Origin of the sequence: Actinomyces ruminis, assembly GCF_002154335.2 — a bacterium.
GTDB classification, from domain to species: domain Bacteria; phylum Actinomycetota; class Actinomycetes; order Actinomycetales; family Actinomycetaceae; genus Actinomyces; species Actinomyces ruminis.
In genome coordinates this window covers 19,552-34,962 of sequence record NZ_MTPX02000037.1, presented here as the reverse complement: position 1 = coordinate 34,962, position 15,411 = coordinate 19,552, and the positions used below count along the sequence as shown (strand labels likewise).

General features: G+C 70.4%; 11 protein-coding genes and 2 pseudogenes. 2 read left to right on the top strand and 11 right to left on the bottom strand.

The window, feature by feature from the left end; all coding sequences use genetic code 11:
• Positions 1-101 precede the first annotated feature (101 nt).
• On the bottom strand, positions 102-929 hold the full coding sequence (locus tag BW737_RS06140) for an LOG family protein (RefSeq protein WP_086615685.1): 828 nt from the start codon (positions 927-929) through the stop codon (positions 102-104).
• Between the two features lie 145 nt (positions 930-1,074).
• Between BW737_RS06140 and BW737_RS06135 the strand changes: the two genes are divergently transcribed.
• Positions 1,075-2,811 carry a phospho-sugar mutase gene (locus BW737_RS06135; RefSeq protein ID WP_086615684.1) on the top strand — a complete coding sequence of 579 codons (1,737 nt, stop codon included), beginning with the start codon at positions 1,075-1,077 and terminating at the stop codon, positions 2,809-2,811.
• Positions 2,812-2,987: 176 nt separating this feature from the next.
• Here the strand turns inward: BW737_RS06135 and deoC are convergent, their stop codons facing one another.
• The 10 genes and pseudogenes from deoC to BW737_RS06085 form a co-directional block, all read right to left on the bottom strand.
• The gene (gene deoC / locus BW737_RS06130; protein ID WP_086615683.1) at positions 2,988-3,641 is read right to left on the bottom strand and encodes a deoxyribose-phosphate aldolase; all 654 of its coding nucleotides are present in this window, start codon (positions 3,639-3,641) and stop codon (positions 2,988-2,990) included.
• Between the two features lie 13 nt (positions 3,642-3,654).
• Entirely contained in the window at positions 3,655-4,452 is a 798-nt protein-coding gene (locus BW737_RS06125; RefSeq protein WP_086615682.1) for a hypothetical protein, read from the bottom strand.
• Between the two features lie 9 nt (positions 4,453-4,461).
• Positions 4,462-5,779, bottom strand: a pseudogene (locus BW737_RS06120) (thymidine phosphorylase).
• Between the two features lie 41 nt (positions 5,780-5,820).
• The gene (locus BW737_RS06115) at positions 5,821-6,207 is read right to left on the bottom strand and encodes a cytidine deaminase (protein ID WP_086615687.1); all 387 of its coding nucleotides are present in this window, start codon (positions 6,205-6,207) and stop codon (positions 5,821-5,823) included.
• 110 nt (positions 6,208-6,317) lie between these two features.
• Positions 6,318-7,610, bottom strand: coding sequence for an ABC transporter permease (locus BW737_RS06110; RefSeq protein WP_086615681.1), 1,293 nt, complete (start codon positions 7,608-7,610; stop codon positions 6,318-6,320).
• Between the two features lie 3 nt (positions 7,611-7,613).
• On the bottom strand, positions 7,614-8,876 hold the full coding sequence (locus tag BW737_RS06105) for an ABC transporter permease (protein WP_086615680.1): 1,263 nt from the start codon (positions 8,874-8,876) through the stop codon (positions 7,614-7,616).
• Entirely contained in the window at positions 8,873-10,399 is a 1,527-nt protein-coding gene (locus BW737_RS06100) for an ABC transporter ATP-binding protein (protein ID WP_086615679.1), read from the bottom strand. The genes BW737_RS06105 and BW737_RS06100 overlap by 4 nt, the downstream gene beginning before the upstream one ends.
• Positions 10,400-10,561: 162 nt before the next feature.
• The gene (locus tag BW737_RS06095; RefSeq protein WP_086615678.1) at positions 10,562-11,653 is read right to left on the bottom strand and encodes a BMP family lipoprotein; all 1,092 of its coding nucleotides are present in this window, start codon (positions 11,651-11,653) and stop codon (positions 10,562-10,564) included.
• A gap of 289 nt (positions 11,654-11,942) precedes the next feature.
• Positions 11,943-13,100 carry a mannose-1-phosphate guanylyltransferase gene (locus BW737_RS06090; RefSeq protein ID WP_086615677.1) on the bottom strand — a complete coding sequence of 386 codons (1,158 nt, stop codon included), beginning with the start codon at positions 13,098-13,100 and terminating at the stop codon, positions 11,943-11,945.
• Positions 13,101-13,104: 4 nt separating this feature from the next.
• Positions 13,105-13,779, bottom strand: coding sequence for a 2'-5' RNA ligase family protein (locus BW737_RS06085; protein WP_257210541.1), 675 nt, complete (start codon positions 13,777-13,779; stop codon positions 13,105-13,107).
• A gap of 67 nt (positions 13,780-13,846) precedes the next feature.
• On the opposite strand from BW737_RS06085, the pseudogene galK reads away from it, so the two are divergent.
• A pseudogene (gene galK / locus BW737_RS06080) lies at positions 13,847-15,152 on the top strand (galactokinase).
• Positions 15,153-15,411 lie beyond the last annotated feature (259 nt).

The window sequence follows — 15,411 nt, the reverse complement described above, 5'->3', positions numbered from 1 at the left end:
GAAACGTGGCTGAGTCCACGCCTGCAGGCCTGCCCAGGGCGGGCCGCCTACGCGCCCCCTCACAGTGGCCTCACGGCGGCCGCTAGCGGCCCGCGCCCGCGTTACTCGGCGGTCCACTCCGACCGGTCGGGGGTACGAGTGAGCCCGTTGGCGCGCATGGTGCGAGCGGCGTCGACCACGAAGTCGACCGCGTCCTCGGCGGTATCGACCACCCGCAGCAGGGCGACGTCGTCGGCGTCGATCGTGGCCGCCTGCACCAGCGTGTCGCGCAGCCAGTCCACCAACCCGCCCCAGAACTGTGAGCCGACCAGGGCGATCGGGAAGGAGGGCACCTTCTGGGTCTGCACCAGGGTCACGGCCTCGAACAGCTCGTCGAGCGTGCCCATGCCGCCCGGCATGATCACGAAGCCGTCGGAGTACTTCAGGAACATGGTCTTGCGGGCGAAGAAGTACCGGAAGTTCACGCCCAGGTCAACGTAATCGTTCATGCCCTGCTCGTGGGGCAGCTCGATGCCCAGCCCCACGGAGATGCCACCCGCCTCACGCGCCCCCTTGTTGGCCGCCTCCATAATGCCGGGACCGCCGCCGGTGATGACGGCGTAGCCGGAGTCGGCAAGTCCCGCCCCGATCTGCTCGGCCAGGACGTAGTTCGGGTCCCCGGCTGGGGTACGGGCGGAGCCGAACAGGCTGATCGCCGGACCGACCTCCGCCAGTGCGCCGAAGCCCTCCACGAACTCCGACTGGATGCGCAGCACGCGCCAGGGATCGGCGTGCAGCCAGTCGGTGTCGCCGCGGCGGTCGAGCAGCCGGGCGTCGGTGGTACGAGTAGGGATCTGGGCGCCGCGGAGCATCACCGGGCCCTTGCGGTAGGTCTCGCGCGAGCCGTTCTTTACGCGTGGCTTGTTGCCGCCTTTGGTGTCCTTAGTCATACGGGGCATGATCCAGCATCCCACCCGGAGGCCGCGGCAGCACACAGGGCGAGTCTGGTTCCTGTGCGTCCGATGTGCTCACCACCACCCATGACAGCGGTCACTGGCGGGGCCTGCGCAGACGCCAACACGGTACGGTCGCCCCATGACAGATGCGCACCAGCGTGCGGCCGCCGATGAACTCGACGCCGCCGTGAACGCCTGGATCACCGAGGATCCGGACCCCGACACCCGCAGGGAACTGACGGAGCTGCTCTCCGCTCACCGTAATGGCGATGCTGGCGCTACCGCCGCACTGACCGACGCCTTCTCCGGCACACTCCAGTTCGGCACCGCCGGGCTGCGCGGGTGCCTGGGCGGTGGCCCCAACCGCATGAACCGCGTCGTCGTGATTCGCGCCGCCGCCGGACTGTCCGCCTACCTGCATGACATGCTGGGCGACGGGTTCCGCGTGGTTATCGGCTACGATGCCCGCCACGGATCGGCCCGCTTCGCCCGCGACACCGCCGCCGTCGTCACCGGCGCGGGCGGCCACGCCATCCTGTTCGACACCCACTGCCCCACACCGGTCCTCGCCTTCGCTCTGCGCCGTCTGGGCGCCGACGCCGGCGTCATGGTGACCGCCTCGCACAACCCACCGCAGGACAACGGTTACAAGGTCTACCTGGGTGGGCGCGCGGTAACCGGTTCGGGTCAAGGCGCACAGATCGTCCCGCCACACGACACCGGTATTGCGGAGAAGATCGCCGCCGTCGGCCCGCTCGCCTCCGTGCCCATGCCCGAGGATGGCTGGGAGACGATCGGCGCGGACATGGTCGAGCAATACGTGCAGCGGGCGGTCAAGGCGGCCCGCACCCAGGCCGTCGCCCCGCTGAAGATTGTGCTGACCGCCATGCACGGCGTGGGCGGGGAGATCTGCCGGGAGGTGCTGTCCCGAGCGGGTTTCGACGACGTCGTGGTGGTGCCCGAGCAGTTCGACCCGGACCCGGACTTCCCAACCGTCACCTTCCCCAACCCGGAGGAGCCCGGCGTGTTGGACCTGGCCTTTGCGCGTGCCCGCGAGGTCGGCGCGGACCTGATCATCGCCAACGACCCTGATGCCGACCGCTGCTCGGCCGCCGTCCCCGATGCACACGTCTGCGGCGGCTGGCGGCAGCTGACCGGCGATGAGGTCGGCTCCCTGCTGGGCGAGCAGGCCGCCGAGCTGGCGGCCTTCAACGGCACCGGCGTGCTGGCCAACTCCATCGTTTCCTCCCGTCTGCTGCGCAAGATCGCGCAGGCCCACGGACTCGCGCACCGCAACACGTTAACCGGCTTCAAGTGGATCAGCCGCGAACCCAACCTGGTGTTCGGCTACGAGGAGGCGCTGGGCTACTGCGTGGACCCGGCCGCGGTGCGGGATAAGGACGGCATCTCCGCCTCCGTGCGCCTGGCGGTGCTGGCCTCCACACTCAAGCAGCAGGGACGCACACTCGACGACCTGTTGGACCGGCTGGCGCGTGAGCACGGCCTGTACGCCACCAGCCCGCTGAGCGTGCGGGTGGAGGACCGCAACTTCATCACCAACGCCATGGAGCGGCTGCGCGCCGGCGGGGCCCCGGCGTCACTGGCGGGCTCGCCCGTGGTGGATGTCTTCGACCTGATGGACGGAGCCAACAACGGAAACGGGGAGCGTCTGCCCGCCACGGACGGCCTCATCTTCAAGACTGCGGCCAACGACCGCGTGGTCGTGCGCCCCTCGGGCACCGAGCCGAAGCTCAAGTGCTACTGCGAGGTGGTCATGCCCGTCGCCGTCGACGAGCCCGTGGAGGTGGCGCGCCGCGCCGCCGCCAAGCGCCTGGAGGACATCAAGGCCGACCTGCGCGGCGTCCTGGGTATCTGAGGTAGTCCTGGACATCTGAGGCATCTGAGCGCCCACGCCCGCAAAGCACCAGCACCGAAGTCGGCACCAGTGACACGCCGAAACCGGTTGACATGACGCGCGGCGTCGCCCACCTGGCGTGGGCGACGCCGCGCAAGCGTTCGGCGGAGCCGGTACCAGTGCCGGTCGCGGCGAGTTCAGGCGGGCAGGCCTTCGAGGATGGCGACGGTGGCGGATACGCCCAGCCGGGATGCACCGGCCTCGATCATGGCCAGTGCATCAGCCGCAGTTCGGATGCCTCCGGACGCCTTCACGCCCAGGCGGTCCCCCACGGTGGCGCGCATGAGCTCCACGGCGTGCACCGAAGCGCCGCCGGCGGGGTGGAAGCCGGTGGAGGTCTTCACGTAATCCGCGCCAGCGGCCTCGGCGGCCCGGCAGACCGCGACGATCTCGTCGTCCGTGAGCACGGCCGACTCGATGATCACCTTCAGCAGCTTGCCGCCCACGGCCTCCTTAACGGCACGAATGTCCGCCTCGACCGCGGCGTAGTCGTGCTCCTTGACGAGCTTGAGGTTGACCACCATGTCCACCTCGTCCGCACCCTTCGCGACGGAGTCGGCGGCCTCGGCGACCTTGACGGCGGTGGCGTGTGCGCCTGAGGGGAACCCGCAGACGGTGGCCACATGCAGCCCGACGGGTGCCTCGACGGGCAGCTGGTTGGGCGAGACGCACACCGAGTAGGTGCCGAGCTCGGCACCCTGGGCGATCAGCTCCGCGACCTGCGCGCCGGTGGCCTCCGGCTTGAGCAGGGTGTGGTCGATAATGGAGGCGACTTCCGCGCGGGTGGACATGGCGTTCCTTTCGTCAGTTCTCTTCAGTCAAGGCTAGTGGTGGGGCAATCACGGCAAGCACACGGGGCCAGCCGCCCAGCTCGCGGGGGCCCGGCCCGCTTCGCGCACGTGGGGCGAGCAGGTCCAGCGCGCGCACCGTGCCGGAGGCAGGCTCGTACAGGTGGATGTGCCCGGGGCCCGGGTCGGCGCGGCCGATCAATGGCCAGGGCACGGCCAGCGTGTAGTGCCGCGGGATGGGTACGGACAAGGCGGTGTGCAGGGCACGCTGTACCCGTCCGGAGGCGTCCGCGCGCCCGAGCAGGGGGCCGCCGGTAAGCAGGATGGCGGGAACGCCGTCGGCGAGCCGCGTGCGCAGTTCCGCGACGACGTCGTCCCAGCCGACGCCGCCGTCGCCCACCCAGGTCACGGCGCTCTCCCCGACGTCGGGGCGTACCTGCCGCAGAGCGCGCGTCAGCTCCGCGGCCACCGCCCAAGGAGTCGAGCCCAGATGCCGCGTCCACGGCAGCGGGCCGAGGGGACCGCGGGCGTGCCGGTTCATGGCGCGCTGCAGGGCGCGTTGGCGGGCGGCCAGGACTTTCTGCAGCGCACGGCCGGGGCGGGCCGCCTCGGCGTCCGGGAGCGAAATCTCCTTGTCGAGCGGCAGGCCCAGCAGGAGCCGGGCGGCCAGGATGGTGGTGGCGCCGCAGGTGGTGGCATCGCACTGGGTGAGGGTGATGGCGTCACCGGCGGCGGTGAGTCCGCCCACGCGCAGCCGTGAGTTCGCCACGCTTACCCGGGGCGCGCATGCGGCGGTGCGGGTGCGGACGTCCATGGCGCGCCTTCAGACGATCCGGTCCAGGACCACGCCGGCGCGGCTGCGGGCCACGGCGGCGCGCGCCTCGGGCGAGTCCGCCGGGCATACGGCGATCGCGTCCTCCAGCGCGGCGCGAGCGCGGGCGAAGCGCTCCGGGGTGGCGGTGTGCAGCGTGAGCAGCGACTGCCCCGCGCGTACCGTGTCGCCCGGCTTGGCGTGCATCTCCACGCCGGCGACCGCCTGCACCGGATCCTCCTTGCGGGCGCGCCCGGCGCCCAGTCGCCACGCCGCCACCCCCACGCCCAACGCATCCAGGCGGGTGAGCACGCCGTCCTCGACGGCACTGATCGTTTCGGTCTCCGGCGCTACGGGCAGGGGGGCATCGGGATCGCCGTCCTGCCGGCGGATCATCTCCCGCCACACGTCCATGGCGCGCCCGTCGCCCAGGGCGGTGCGCAACTCCGCCTCGTCCACCGGCCGTCCGGCGGCGTCGAGCATCTCGCTTGCCAACGCCACGGTCAGGTCGACGACGTCGGTCGGTCCCCCACCGGACAGCACCTCGACGGCTTCACGCACCTCCAGGCGTTGCCGGCGGTGAGCCCCAGCGGAGTGGACATGTCGGTGAGTAGGGCACGCGTGACCACGCCGCGTCGGTGCCGAGCGCCACCATGGTCTGCGCCAGTTCGCGCGCCTGTTCGAGTTCCTTCATGAACGCGCCGGAGCCGACCTTGACGTCCAGGACCAGCGCACCGGTGCCCTCGGCGATCTTCTTGCTCATGATGGAGGAGGCGATTAGCGGCACACAGGAGACGGTGGCGGTGGTGTCGCGCAGCGCGTACAGCTTCTTGTCGGCGGGGGCCAGCCCGCTGCCGGCGGCGCAGATGACGGCGCCGGGACCGGAGGCGGAGAGCATCGTCAGGATCTCGTCGTTGCTCAGCGCTGCCCGCCAGCCGGAGATGGACTCGAGCTTGTCTAGGGTGCCGCCGGTGTGCCCCAGACCGCGGCCGGACAGCTGCGGAACGCTGACGCCGAAGACGGCTACCAGCGGCGCCAGGGGCAGGGTGATCTTGTCGCCCACGCCGCCGGTGGAGTGCTTGTCCGCGGTGGGGCGCCCCAGGGAGGAGAAGTCCATGCGCTGCCCGGAGCGGATCATGGCATCGGTCCAGCGGGCGATCTCCCCGCGGTCCATGCCGTTGAGGTAGATCGCCATGGCCAGGGCGCTCATCTGCTCATCGGCCACGACGCCGCGGGTGTAGGCGTCGACCACCCAGTCGATTTGGGCGTCGGTGAGCCGCTGGCGGTCGCGCTTGGCGGCGATCACGTCGACGGCGTCAAAGGGCTCCACGCCGGACGCCGGGGCGGCGGGGGCGGGATTGGCGGATGCGGTCACGGCCGGTCTCCTTCTGGTACGGGTGCGGATGCGCCGGTGACCCGGGCGATATCAGCATTCGTGAAGCGATCGGGAAGCACTTCATCGATGGTCATCAGCCCCGATGGCATGGCCAGCAGCATGTGCGGGTGCGCGTGTTCGGCGAGGACCTGGCGGCAGCGACCACACGGGGAGCAGTCCTGCCCGTCGCCGTCGACGCACACGAAGGCGACCAGGCGGCCGCCGCCGGTGCGCACGAGTTCGGATACCAGCCCGCACTCGGCACACAGCGTGACCCCGTAGCCGGCGTTCTCCACGTTGCAGCCGGACACGAGGCGGCCGTCCTCGACCAGGGCGGCCGCCCCCACCCGGAAGTGGGAGTAGGGCGCGTAGGCGCACCTCATGGCTTCGGTGGCCAACGCCCGCAACCGCGCCCAGGTGTCCGCATCGACGACCGCAGCGGCGGGGTCGGAAGCGGCCCGGACGGGCGCGGCCGGGCGGCTATCGGCACCGATCACGGATACGGCACCCCCTCGGCGGCAGGGGCGCGCACGCGCCCCACGAAGCCGGCGACGGCGAAGACGGTCACGATGTAGGGGATCATCAAGATGATGTTCGCCGGGATCGGGGAGCCGATGACGGACAGCGTCTGCCCCACCGCGGTGGCGAAGCCGAACAGGAGCGCGGCGTACAGGGTGCCGATGGGGTTCCAGGCACCCAGGATCATGGCGGCCAGGGCGATGTAACCGTTGCCCGACGACATGTCCTTGGTGAAGGCCAGGCCGGAGCCGATGGTGAAGAAGGCGCCGCCCAGCCCCGCCAGCGCGCCGCCCAGCATCAGGTTGTTCACGCGGGTGCGCATGACGTTGATGCCGACGGTGTCCGCGGCCCGCGGGTGCTCGCCGCAGGCGCGCATGCGCAGGCCCCAGCGGGAGCGGAACAGCATGAAGGACAGCACCGCCACGGCCGCGTACATCATGTACACCAGGATCGTCTGCCGGAACAGCACCGGACCGATGACCGGGATTTGGGAGAGCACCGGAATCGGCAGGGTAGGCAGGCGCATGGAGGCGTTAAGCCGCGTGGGGTTGTCGCTGAGCACGGTGGAGAACAGGAAGCTGGTCAGGCCGGAGACGAATACGTTCAGCACCACGCCGACGACGATCTGGTTGACCCGGTACTTCAGGCCGAACAGCGCCAGCAGTAGGGCCACCAGAATGCCGGCGAAGGGGGCGACGACCATACCGGCCCAGGCGGAGCCGGTTATGGAGGCGACCACCGCGCCGAGGAAGGCGCCGCCCAGCAGCTGCCCCTCAATGGCGATGTTGATGGTGCCCGAGCGCTCCCCCACCACGCCGGCGAGCCCGCCGAATACCAGCGGCACGGATAGGGCGAGGGTGGAGGACAGGATCGTCACCAGCGGGATGACGGTGGAGCGCCCGGCGCCGGACCACGTGAGGAAGGTGATGATGAAGCTGGCTCCCAGCACCAGCCCCGCCCAGGTGGGGATCGGGGCACGGTACACGGCGCGCACCCACATGTAGGCGGTGACCGCCGCGGCCAGCAGCACCATCACCACGATCACGGGACGGGAACCGAGGGTGAGCACAGGAATCTGCAGGAAGTCGGCCTTGGTCGCCAGCTGGAAACGGGTGTCGCCGTGGCTGACCAGGCCCATCAACAGTTCCAGGATGACTACGACGGCGCCGGTGATCGGCAGCTTGTAGGCGATCGGCTCGACGACGGCGGCCGGCTCCGCTTCCGGGCGGGCGTCGCGGGTCGGCGCGGCGGTGGGTGAGGCGGTCATGGCTCAGGCCTCCTTCTTTTCGGCGGCGGCCGGGGCGGCGACGGCGTCGACGACCTCGCGGCGGCGGCGCCGCCAGGAACCGGGTGCGGGCAGGTGGTAGATGGCCCGCACCAGCGGCGGGGCCGCGATGAATAGGACGATCATGGACTGCAACACCAGCACGATGTCGATCGGGGTGCCGGTGGCGGCCTGCATGGTGGTGCCGCCGGCGGTCAGGGCCCCGAACAGCAGCCCGGCCAGTACGGTGCCCTGCGGGGTGGAACGCCCCAGCAGGGCCACGGTCATGGCATCGAAGCCGATGCTTCCGGCCACCGAGCCGGTCAAGTAATGCTGGGTGCCGAGCACCGGGGCGGTCGCGGCCAGCCCGCACAGGGCACCGGAGACGACCATGACCAGGGCGGTGATCCGGGACACGTTGATGCCGGCGGTCAGCGCCGCCTGCGGGTTCAGGCCGGTGGCGCGGAACTGGAAGCCGATCTCGCTGCGCTCCAACAGCCACCACACGAACAAGGCGGCCAGCAGGGCCACGATGAAGCCCAAGTGCAGGCGGAAGGGACCGCCAATCAGCTTGGGGTACTGAGCGCTGGCGGCCACCGGCAGCGACTTGGGGTTCGCGTTGCCCGCACCGATGAAGGCGGCCGTGGTCAGCATGTGGGCCAACAGGTAGCCGCCCACAGAGTTGAGCATGATGGTGGTGATGACCTCGCTGGCGCCGGTGGTGGCGCGCAGCACGCCGGGAATGGCACCCCACAGGGCGCCGCCGAGGATGGCGCCTAGCACCGCCACCAGCATGTGCAGCCCGCTGGGCAGGTCCCAGGCGAAGCCGACATAGCCGCCAACGATGGCGCCGAGGATGATCTGCCCCTGCCCACCGACGTTGAACAGGCCGGCCCTAAAGGCCACCGCCATGCCCAGACCCGCCAGGATCAGCGGCGTGGCCACGGTGAGGGTCTCGGTGATGGGGCGCCACATGCGCGCGGCCGAGGAGGCCTGCCAGTCGAAGATGCCGCCGCGGAGCATGGCCGCGTAGGCGTCCACCAGGCATGAGCCGACCGCGCCGAAGAAATCACTGGGGCGGGCGAACAAGTAACCAGCCGTGGTGCGCACGTTGTCGTCGGCGAACAGGATCAGCAGTGAGCCGACGATCATGGCGGAAAAGACGGCGAGTACGCCCATCAGGGCGCTGGATTCGGCGATCTGACGCAGAATGCCGGGGCGTTCCGGCTGTGCCTGGGCGCGTTGGGCTGCGGGGGTGGCTTCGCTCATCGGTTCTCCTCCTGGGCGCGGGCCTGGTCGAGGGGGACGCCGGCCATCATGAGGCCCAGCACGTCGCGGGGTGTGTCCGGCGGCACGACGCCGACGATCCGGCCGCGGTACATGACGGCGATACGGTCTGACAGGGAGTAGATCTCATCCAGCTCGGAGGAGATGATCAACACGGCGGTGTCGTTGTCGCGCTCCTGCACGATGCGCTTGTGGACGAATTCGATGGAGCCGACGTCGAGCCCCCGGGTGGGCTGTGAGGCCACCAGGACCTTCAGCTGGCGGGACAGCTCGCGGGCGAGGATCGCCTTCTGCTGGTTGCCACCCGACAGGGTGGAGATGGGGTCGGCGACGTCGGTGACGCGCACGTCGAACTCGTCGCGCAGCTGCTCGGCGTGGCTGCGGACCTTGGTGGGGCTGATGGACGGGCCCGAACCGAAGGCGGGGTCGTCGAAGCGATCCAGGATCATGTTCTCGGCCACGGAGAACGCGGCAACCATGCCGTCGGTGGAGCGGTCCTCGGGGACGAAGCCGAGGCCGGCGCCGATGCGCTGGTGTACTCCTAGACTGGTGACGTCCTGCTCGCCGAAGCGCACGGAGCCGACGGTGGGGGCGCGCAGCCCCAGCAGCACATCGGCAAGCTCGGTCTGCCCGTTGCCCTGCACTCCGGCCACGCCAACGATCTCGCCGGAGCGGACCTGGAGGCTGACGTCGTCGAGCAGGGTACTGCCCTCGTCGACCAGGCTGATGTTCTCAAGCTCCAGGCCGACGGCGCCCAGTTTCGGGGCGTCCTTGTCCACCGTGAGCGAGACGGAGTGGCCGACCATGAGGCCGGCGAGCTCCGTCTGGGAGGCGGTGGGCTCGGCGGTGCCGACCACCTTACCGCGGCGAATGACGGTGATGGTGTCGGCGACCTCCCGCACCTCACGCAGCTTGTGGGTGATGAACACGATGGAGGTGCCGGCGGCCTTAAGGTCGCGCATGATGGCGATCAGCTCGTCGGTCTCCTGCGGGGTGAGCACGGCAGTGGGCTCATCCAGGATGAGCACCTTGGCGTCACGGGACAGCGCCTTGATGATCTCGACCCGCTGCTGCACGCCCACGGGCAGGTCCTCGATGTAGGCGTCCGGGTCTACGTCGAAGCCGAAGCGTTCGGAGATCTCCCGCACCTTCGCGGCGGCGGCCTTGGTGTCGATGATGCCGGCCTTGCCGACCGGCTCGTAGCCCAGGGCCACGGACTCGGCCACGGTGAACACGGGCACGAGCATGAAGTGCTGGTGCACCATGCCGATGCCGGCGGCGACGGCATCACCGGGGCCCTTGAAGGCGACCGGCTGGCCGTCGATGAGGATCTCGCCGTCGTCAGGATCGTACAGGCCGTACAGGACGTTCATCAGCGTTGACTTGCCGGCACCGTTCTCGCCCAGGAGGGCATGGATCTGGCCGGGTTCGACGGTGACGTCGATGTGGTCGTTGGCCACGAGAGATCCGAAGATCTTGGTAATTCCGCGGAGCTCGAGCAACACGAGGGGCTCGCTTCCTGTGGGTTCAGACAGTACTGGTGGGGTTAGTGGATAGGGAATGGATTATCGTCCGGGCGGCGTCGGCATGGGCACCACCCGGACGACAATGACGCCGCCGCCCCGTCAAGGACGACGGCGTCACCGGGTTGATTGGCGCGGAGCCGATCAGGACGGGTCGTACTGCGTGGAGACGTCGAGCGTACCGTCGATGATCTGCTGCTTGAGCACCTCGACCTGCTCCTTCACGTCGTCGGGGACCCGGTCGGACCAGTCGTGGTAGTCGGCGATGGACACGCCGTCATTGGCGAGGGTGCCGATGAAGGGATCGGAGGTGAAGTTGCCCTCCGAGGCCTCCTTGACGGTGTCGTAGACGGCCGTGTCGATGCCCTTCATAACGGAAGTCAGCATGTACTGGCTGCCGCCGATGGACTCGGTGGTGAGGTAGCCGTCGGCGTCCACCCAAACGATCCCGTTGTTGTCGTCACCGGCCGCTTTGATCGCCGCAATCGTGCCGGAGCCGACCGGGCCGGCCACCGGCATCACAATGTCGGCACCCTGGGACAGGAAGTGCTCGGTGTACTGCTGGCCCACGGGGGTGTCGGTGAAGTTGCCCACGAAGGAGCCGGAGCCCGGGTTGTCGGGGTCCCAACCGAGGACCTCCACGTCGGCACCATTGTCCTCGTTGTACTTCTCCACCCCCCTGGCGAAGCCCTCCATGAAGATCTGCACGGTGGGAAGGACTCCACCCCCGTACGTGGCGACAGTGCCGGTCTGAGTCGTGCCGGCAGCGACGTAGCCGGCGAGATAGGCGGCCTCGGCGGTGTTGAAGACCAGTGGCTTGGCGTTGTCCAGCTCTACGACCTCGCCGTTTGAATCCGTGAACCTGTAGTCGATGAGGGCGAAGTTGATGTCCGGGTTCTCCTGGGCTGCGGTGGTCAGGTCCGCGGAGAGGTTGAAGCCGACACCGATGATCAAGTTGCAGTTCTGCTGGACCAGGGAGTCGACGTTGGTGGGGTAGTCGGCGACCGACTGGGACTCGACCACCTTCGTCTGCACGCCGAAGTCGGCAGCGGCGCGGTCCAGGCCCTCCTTGCCGGACTGGTTGAAGGACTGGTCGTCGAACCCGCCCTCGTCGGACACCATGCAGGCGAGGTAATCGCCGGTGTCTCCGCCGGAGGAGTCGGGGGCCGAGCCACAGGCGGCAAGCGACAGCGCTGCGACCAGGCTGAGCGTAATAGCGGGATACTTCTTCTTCACGGTCGTGTCTCCAGATGGGATACGGGCTTGCGCCCTTGCAAGGAGCTGGCCGGGATGGCGCGGGCTCGGATATCAAGGATAGACGCTTCCCCGCGTTCTGCTTCACAATCGGCACCACAGCGCCGCATTGCGACCATGACGTGACCCACGCCCCAGTTATCTTTCAGCCCGCAATGATGCCGGTTGCCGCCTCCTGCCGACGCCCGTCTTGCAGTCTTTTGCAGGACTTGCAGGTGCGGGGCACGAGCCGACGTGGTGCCCGCCGGTCAGGCCGACGCGCCCGGTCCGGTCACAGGAGTGCGTCCCGTCCGGCCGCCTTGAGCCGGTCAACGACGCCCTTGACGTCCTGGGCACGCTCCGGGGTGGTCACCAGCAGCGCGTCGGGGGTATCCACCACGACGACGCCGGGCACCCCCAGCAGCACCACCTTGCGCCCGGTGCTGGAGGCAACCAGGGCGCCGTCGGCGCCCACCGCCTCCACGTCGGCCTCTCCCAGCACGCCGACTCCGGCGGCCGGGCCAGAGGCGACGGCGGGGATCAGCTGGGCCAGGGTGTCGAAGCCACCGACGTCGTCCCAGCCCATATCGCCGGGGACGGTGGCCACGCCGCCGGCGGCCGCCACGGGCTCGGCGATGGCGTGGTCGATGGCGATCGCCTCCAGGCCGGGCCACACCCGCGACATCACGGCGTCGCGCGCCGGGGTGTCCCAGGCGACGGCTATCTCCTCGATACCGGCGGCCAGCGCCGGCCGGTTGGCCGCCAGGTGGTCGAGCAGCACGCCGGCTCGCACCACGAACATGCCGGCGTTCCACCGGTAGTCGCCGGTGGCCAGGTAGCGGGCGGCGGTGGCGGCGTCGGGCTTCTCGGCGAAGTCGAGCACGCGGCGCCCGTCCGGGGCTCCGGGCACGTCCAGGGCCTCGCCGGCGTGAATGTAACCGAAGGCGGTGGATGGGCCGGTGGCCTGGATGCCGATGGTGACCAGCCAGCCGGCCTCGGCGAGGGCGGCCGCCTGGCGCACGGCGTCCTGGAAGGCGGCGGCGTCGGCCACCAAGTGGTCGGCGGCGAAGGAGCCGACGATCGCCTCACGCCCGTGGCGGTGAGCGATCAGGGCGGCGGCCAGGCCGATGGCCGCCATGGAGTCACGCGGGGCCGGCTCGGCCAGCAGGTTCTCCTCGGGCAGGTCCGGGAGTTGCCGGGCGACGGCGGCGACGTGGGCGACGCCGGTGACGACCGTCGTCGTCGCCGCCAGGGGGGCCAGGCGGGCGACGGTGCCCTGCAGCAGGCTGCGCCCGGTACCGGTCAGGTCCAGCAGGAACTTGGGGCGGGCCTTGCGGCTGAGCGGCCACAGCCGGGTGCCGGCGCCGCCAGCGGGAATGATCGCGTGGATGGCGGGCGCGGTGGCGGCTGCCACGGAGATGGTCCGGTTGGGGCGGGGCTCGGCGTTCACCCGCTCAGGCTAATGGGTCTGCGGTCCCGCCCGGGTGCACCGCCGCCCCCAGGGCTGGAGTCGCCAGGGCGGCCCAGCTGCCGTCCGGGGCGAGTCGTTGGAGGTGGATACGATCCACCACGAAGGTCGCCGCGATGTCTTGGCCGGCACGGGCGGCCTGGTCCAGGGCGGCGTCGTCGACCTCATGGGCGAGGGTGACGTGCGGGTGGAAGGGGAAGCGCAGGTCGCGGTTGAGCGGCCCGTCGGCGGCGCGCAGGTCCTGCTGGAGAGCATCGATGGCGGGCCCGCCCTCGGCCACGCCCAGGAACACCACCGGGCTGACCGGACGGAAGGTGCCCACGCCGGCAACACGCAGGGTGAAGGGGACGGAGCGCGCCGCCACCCGGATCACATGCGCGGCCACGGCATTCAGGGCCGTCTTCTCCACGGCAGTGGGCGGCAGCAGGGTCACGTGCGGTGGGATCGCATTGCCGTGAGGATCGCCGACCGCCACCCGCACGCCGCGCACCCGGGTGGCCCAGGGCTCGGGCAGCGCGATGGTCACGCCGAGGACGCACTGGGTGGGCGAGGGCGCGGGGACGTCCATGAGGCGTGCACTCCTCTTCTTGGCGGCGTGGGGGAACAGCAGCTGCACCTTACCCCCGCGGCGGGGCGGGGAACATCCCGGAGGCGGTCTCATGCTCGCGCCCTCAGCGGGAGCTCGTCGGGGACGCGCACAGGAGGGTTTCGTCTGGCAGAATGGCCCCATGTCGCGCACCGAGACCCCATCCGCCGCCGTCGCCGGATCCGCGCCCGTCTTCTCCCCCGCGTTGACCCCGCAGGAGGGCGTGGACGCCGCCACCGGCCTGTTCCGTGAAGCCTTCGGCACCGAGCCCGACGGCGTGTGGTACGCGCCCGGTCGCGTCAACGTCATCGGAGAGCACACCGACTACAACGGCGGCCTGGCGCTGCCGATCGCCCTGCCGCACCGCGCTCACCTGGCGCTGCGCCGGCGCGAGGACCGCACCATTCGGCTGGTGTCCCCGCAGACGCGCGAGGTCGTCGACGTGCTGGATCTGGACGCGATCGGCCCGAAGGGCACCCCCGGCGAGGTGCGTGGCTGGAACGCTTACGTGGCCGGGGTCGCCTGGGCGCTGGAGCAGGACGGGCTGGGCCCGCTGCACGGTTTCGACGCCGCCCTGTACTCCTGTGTGCCGCTGGGCGGGGGTCTGTCCTCCTCTGCGGCCCTGGAGTGCGCCACCGCCGTCGCCCTCGATGAAGTGTGCGCCCTCGGCCTGGCCGGAACGGCGGATGAGCCGACGACGCCGGCCGCGCCCGCCTGGTAGAGGCCTGCATCCGCGCCGAGAACGAGATCGCGGGTGCTCCCACCGGCGGTATGGACCAGTCCGCCTCCATGCGCTGCCACGCCGGTCACGCCCTCGAACTGGACTGCCGGGACGGGGCGGTTACGCACGTGCCCTTCGACCTGGCGGCCGCGGGGCTGACGCTGCTGGTGATCGACACCAAGGCCAAGCACTCCCTGGTGGACGGCCAGTACGGGGCCCGCCGGGACGCCTGCGAGCGGGCCGCCGCCATCCTGGGCGTGCCGCTGCTGGCGGACATTGATGCGGCCGGCTCGACGCCGCCCTGACCACGCTGCGCGCCTCCGGCGCGGATGATGCCGATGTGCTGGTGGCGCGCACCCGGCACGTGATCACCGAGATCGCCCGCACCCGCGCCCTGGTGGCACTGCTGCGCGATGGCGCCCCGCTGGCCGGGGAGAAGCTGGCCCGGGCGGGAGCGCTCATGGACGCCAGCCACGAGTCGCTGCGGGTGGACTACGAGGTCACCTGTCCCGAGCTCGACGTCGCCGTGCAGGCCGCCCGCGATGCCGGCGCCCACGGTGCGCGCATGACCGGGGGTGGCTTCGGCGGCAGCGCCATCGCGCTGGTGGATACCACCGCCGTGGATGCGGTGGCTCGCGCCGTCGTTGACGCCTATACCGACCACGGTTTCGCCGCTCCGGCGTTCCTGAATGCGGTGCCTTCCGCACCGGCTGGTCGCCTGGCGTGAGCTAGGACGGGCACGCGCCCAGAAACCGAGCGTGTCCGTCAGTGCGCCCATGCTCCGCGTCACGGGCGTTGCATCGAACGGCACTTAGCAGGCACAGGCTTCTCATCGCATCCTCCCAGGGGAGGAGATCCCCCACCGGTGAATCCGGGAGCAACCAGGGTGTTTTCCTACCTGCGGATGAGCACCTCGGCGCCTGCCGCAACGTAGCCTCGTGGTGTCTGTTAGAGCTGCGGCAATCGCCGCCGTAGTCCGTCCCCCA

Coding starts and splice junctions, on each gene's coding strand:
- BW737_RS06110 (WP_086615681.1), bottom strand. CDS start 7,610: ATGACCGCCTCACCCACCGCCGCGCCGACCCGCGACGCCCGCCCGGAA.
- BW737_RS06140 (WP_086615685.1), bottom strand. CDS start 929: ATGACTAAGGACACCAAAGGCGGCAACAAGCCACGCGTAAAGAACGGC.
- BW737_RS06135 (WP_086615684.1), top strand. CDS start 1,075: ATGACAGATGCGCACCAGCGTGCGGCCGCCGATGAACTCGACGCCGCC.
- BW737_RS06125 (WP_086615682.1), bottom strand. CDS start 4,452: ATGGACGTCCGCACCCGCACCGCCGCATGCGCGCCCCGGGTAAGCGTG.
- deoC (WP_086615683.1), bottom strand. CDS start 3,641: ATGTCCACCCGCGCGGAAGTCGCCTCCATTATCGACCACACCCTGCTC.
- BW737_RS06115 (WP_086615687.1), bottom strand. CDS start 6,207: ATGAGGTGCGCCTACGCGCCCTACTCCCACTTCCGGGTGGGGGCGGCC.
- BW737_RS06105 (WP_086615680.1), bottom strand. CDS start 8,876: ATGAGCGAAGCCACCCCCGCAGCCCAACGCGCCCAGGCACAGCCGGAA.
- BW737_RS06085 (WP_257210541.1), bottom strand. CDS start 13,779: ATGAGACCGCCTCCGGGATGTTCCCCGCCCCGCCGCGGGGGTAAGGTG.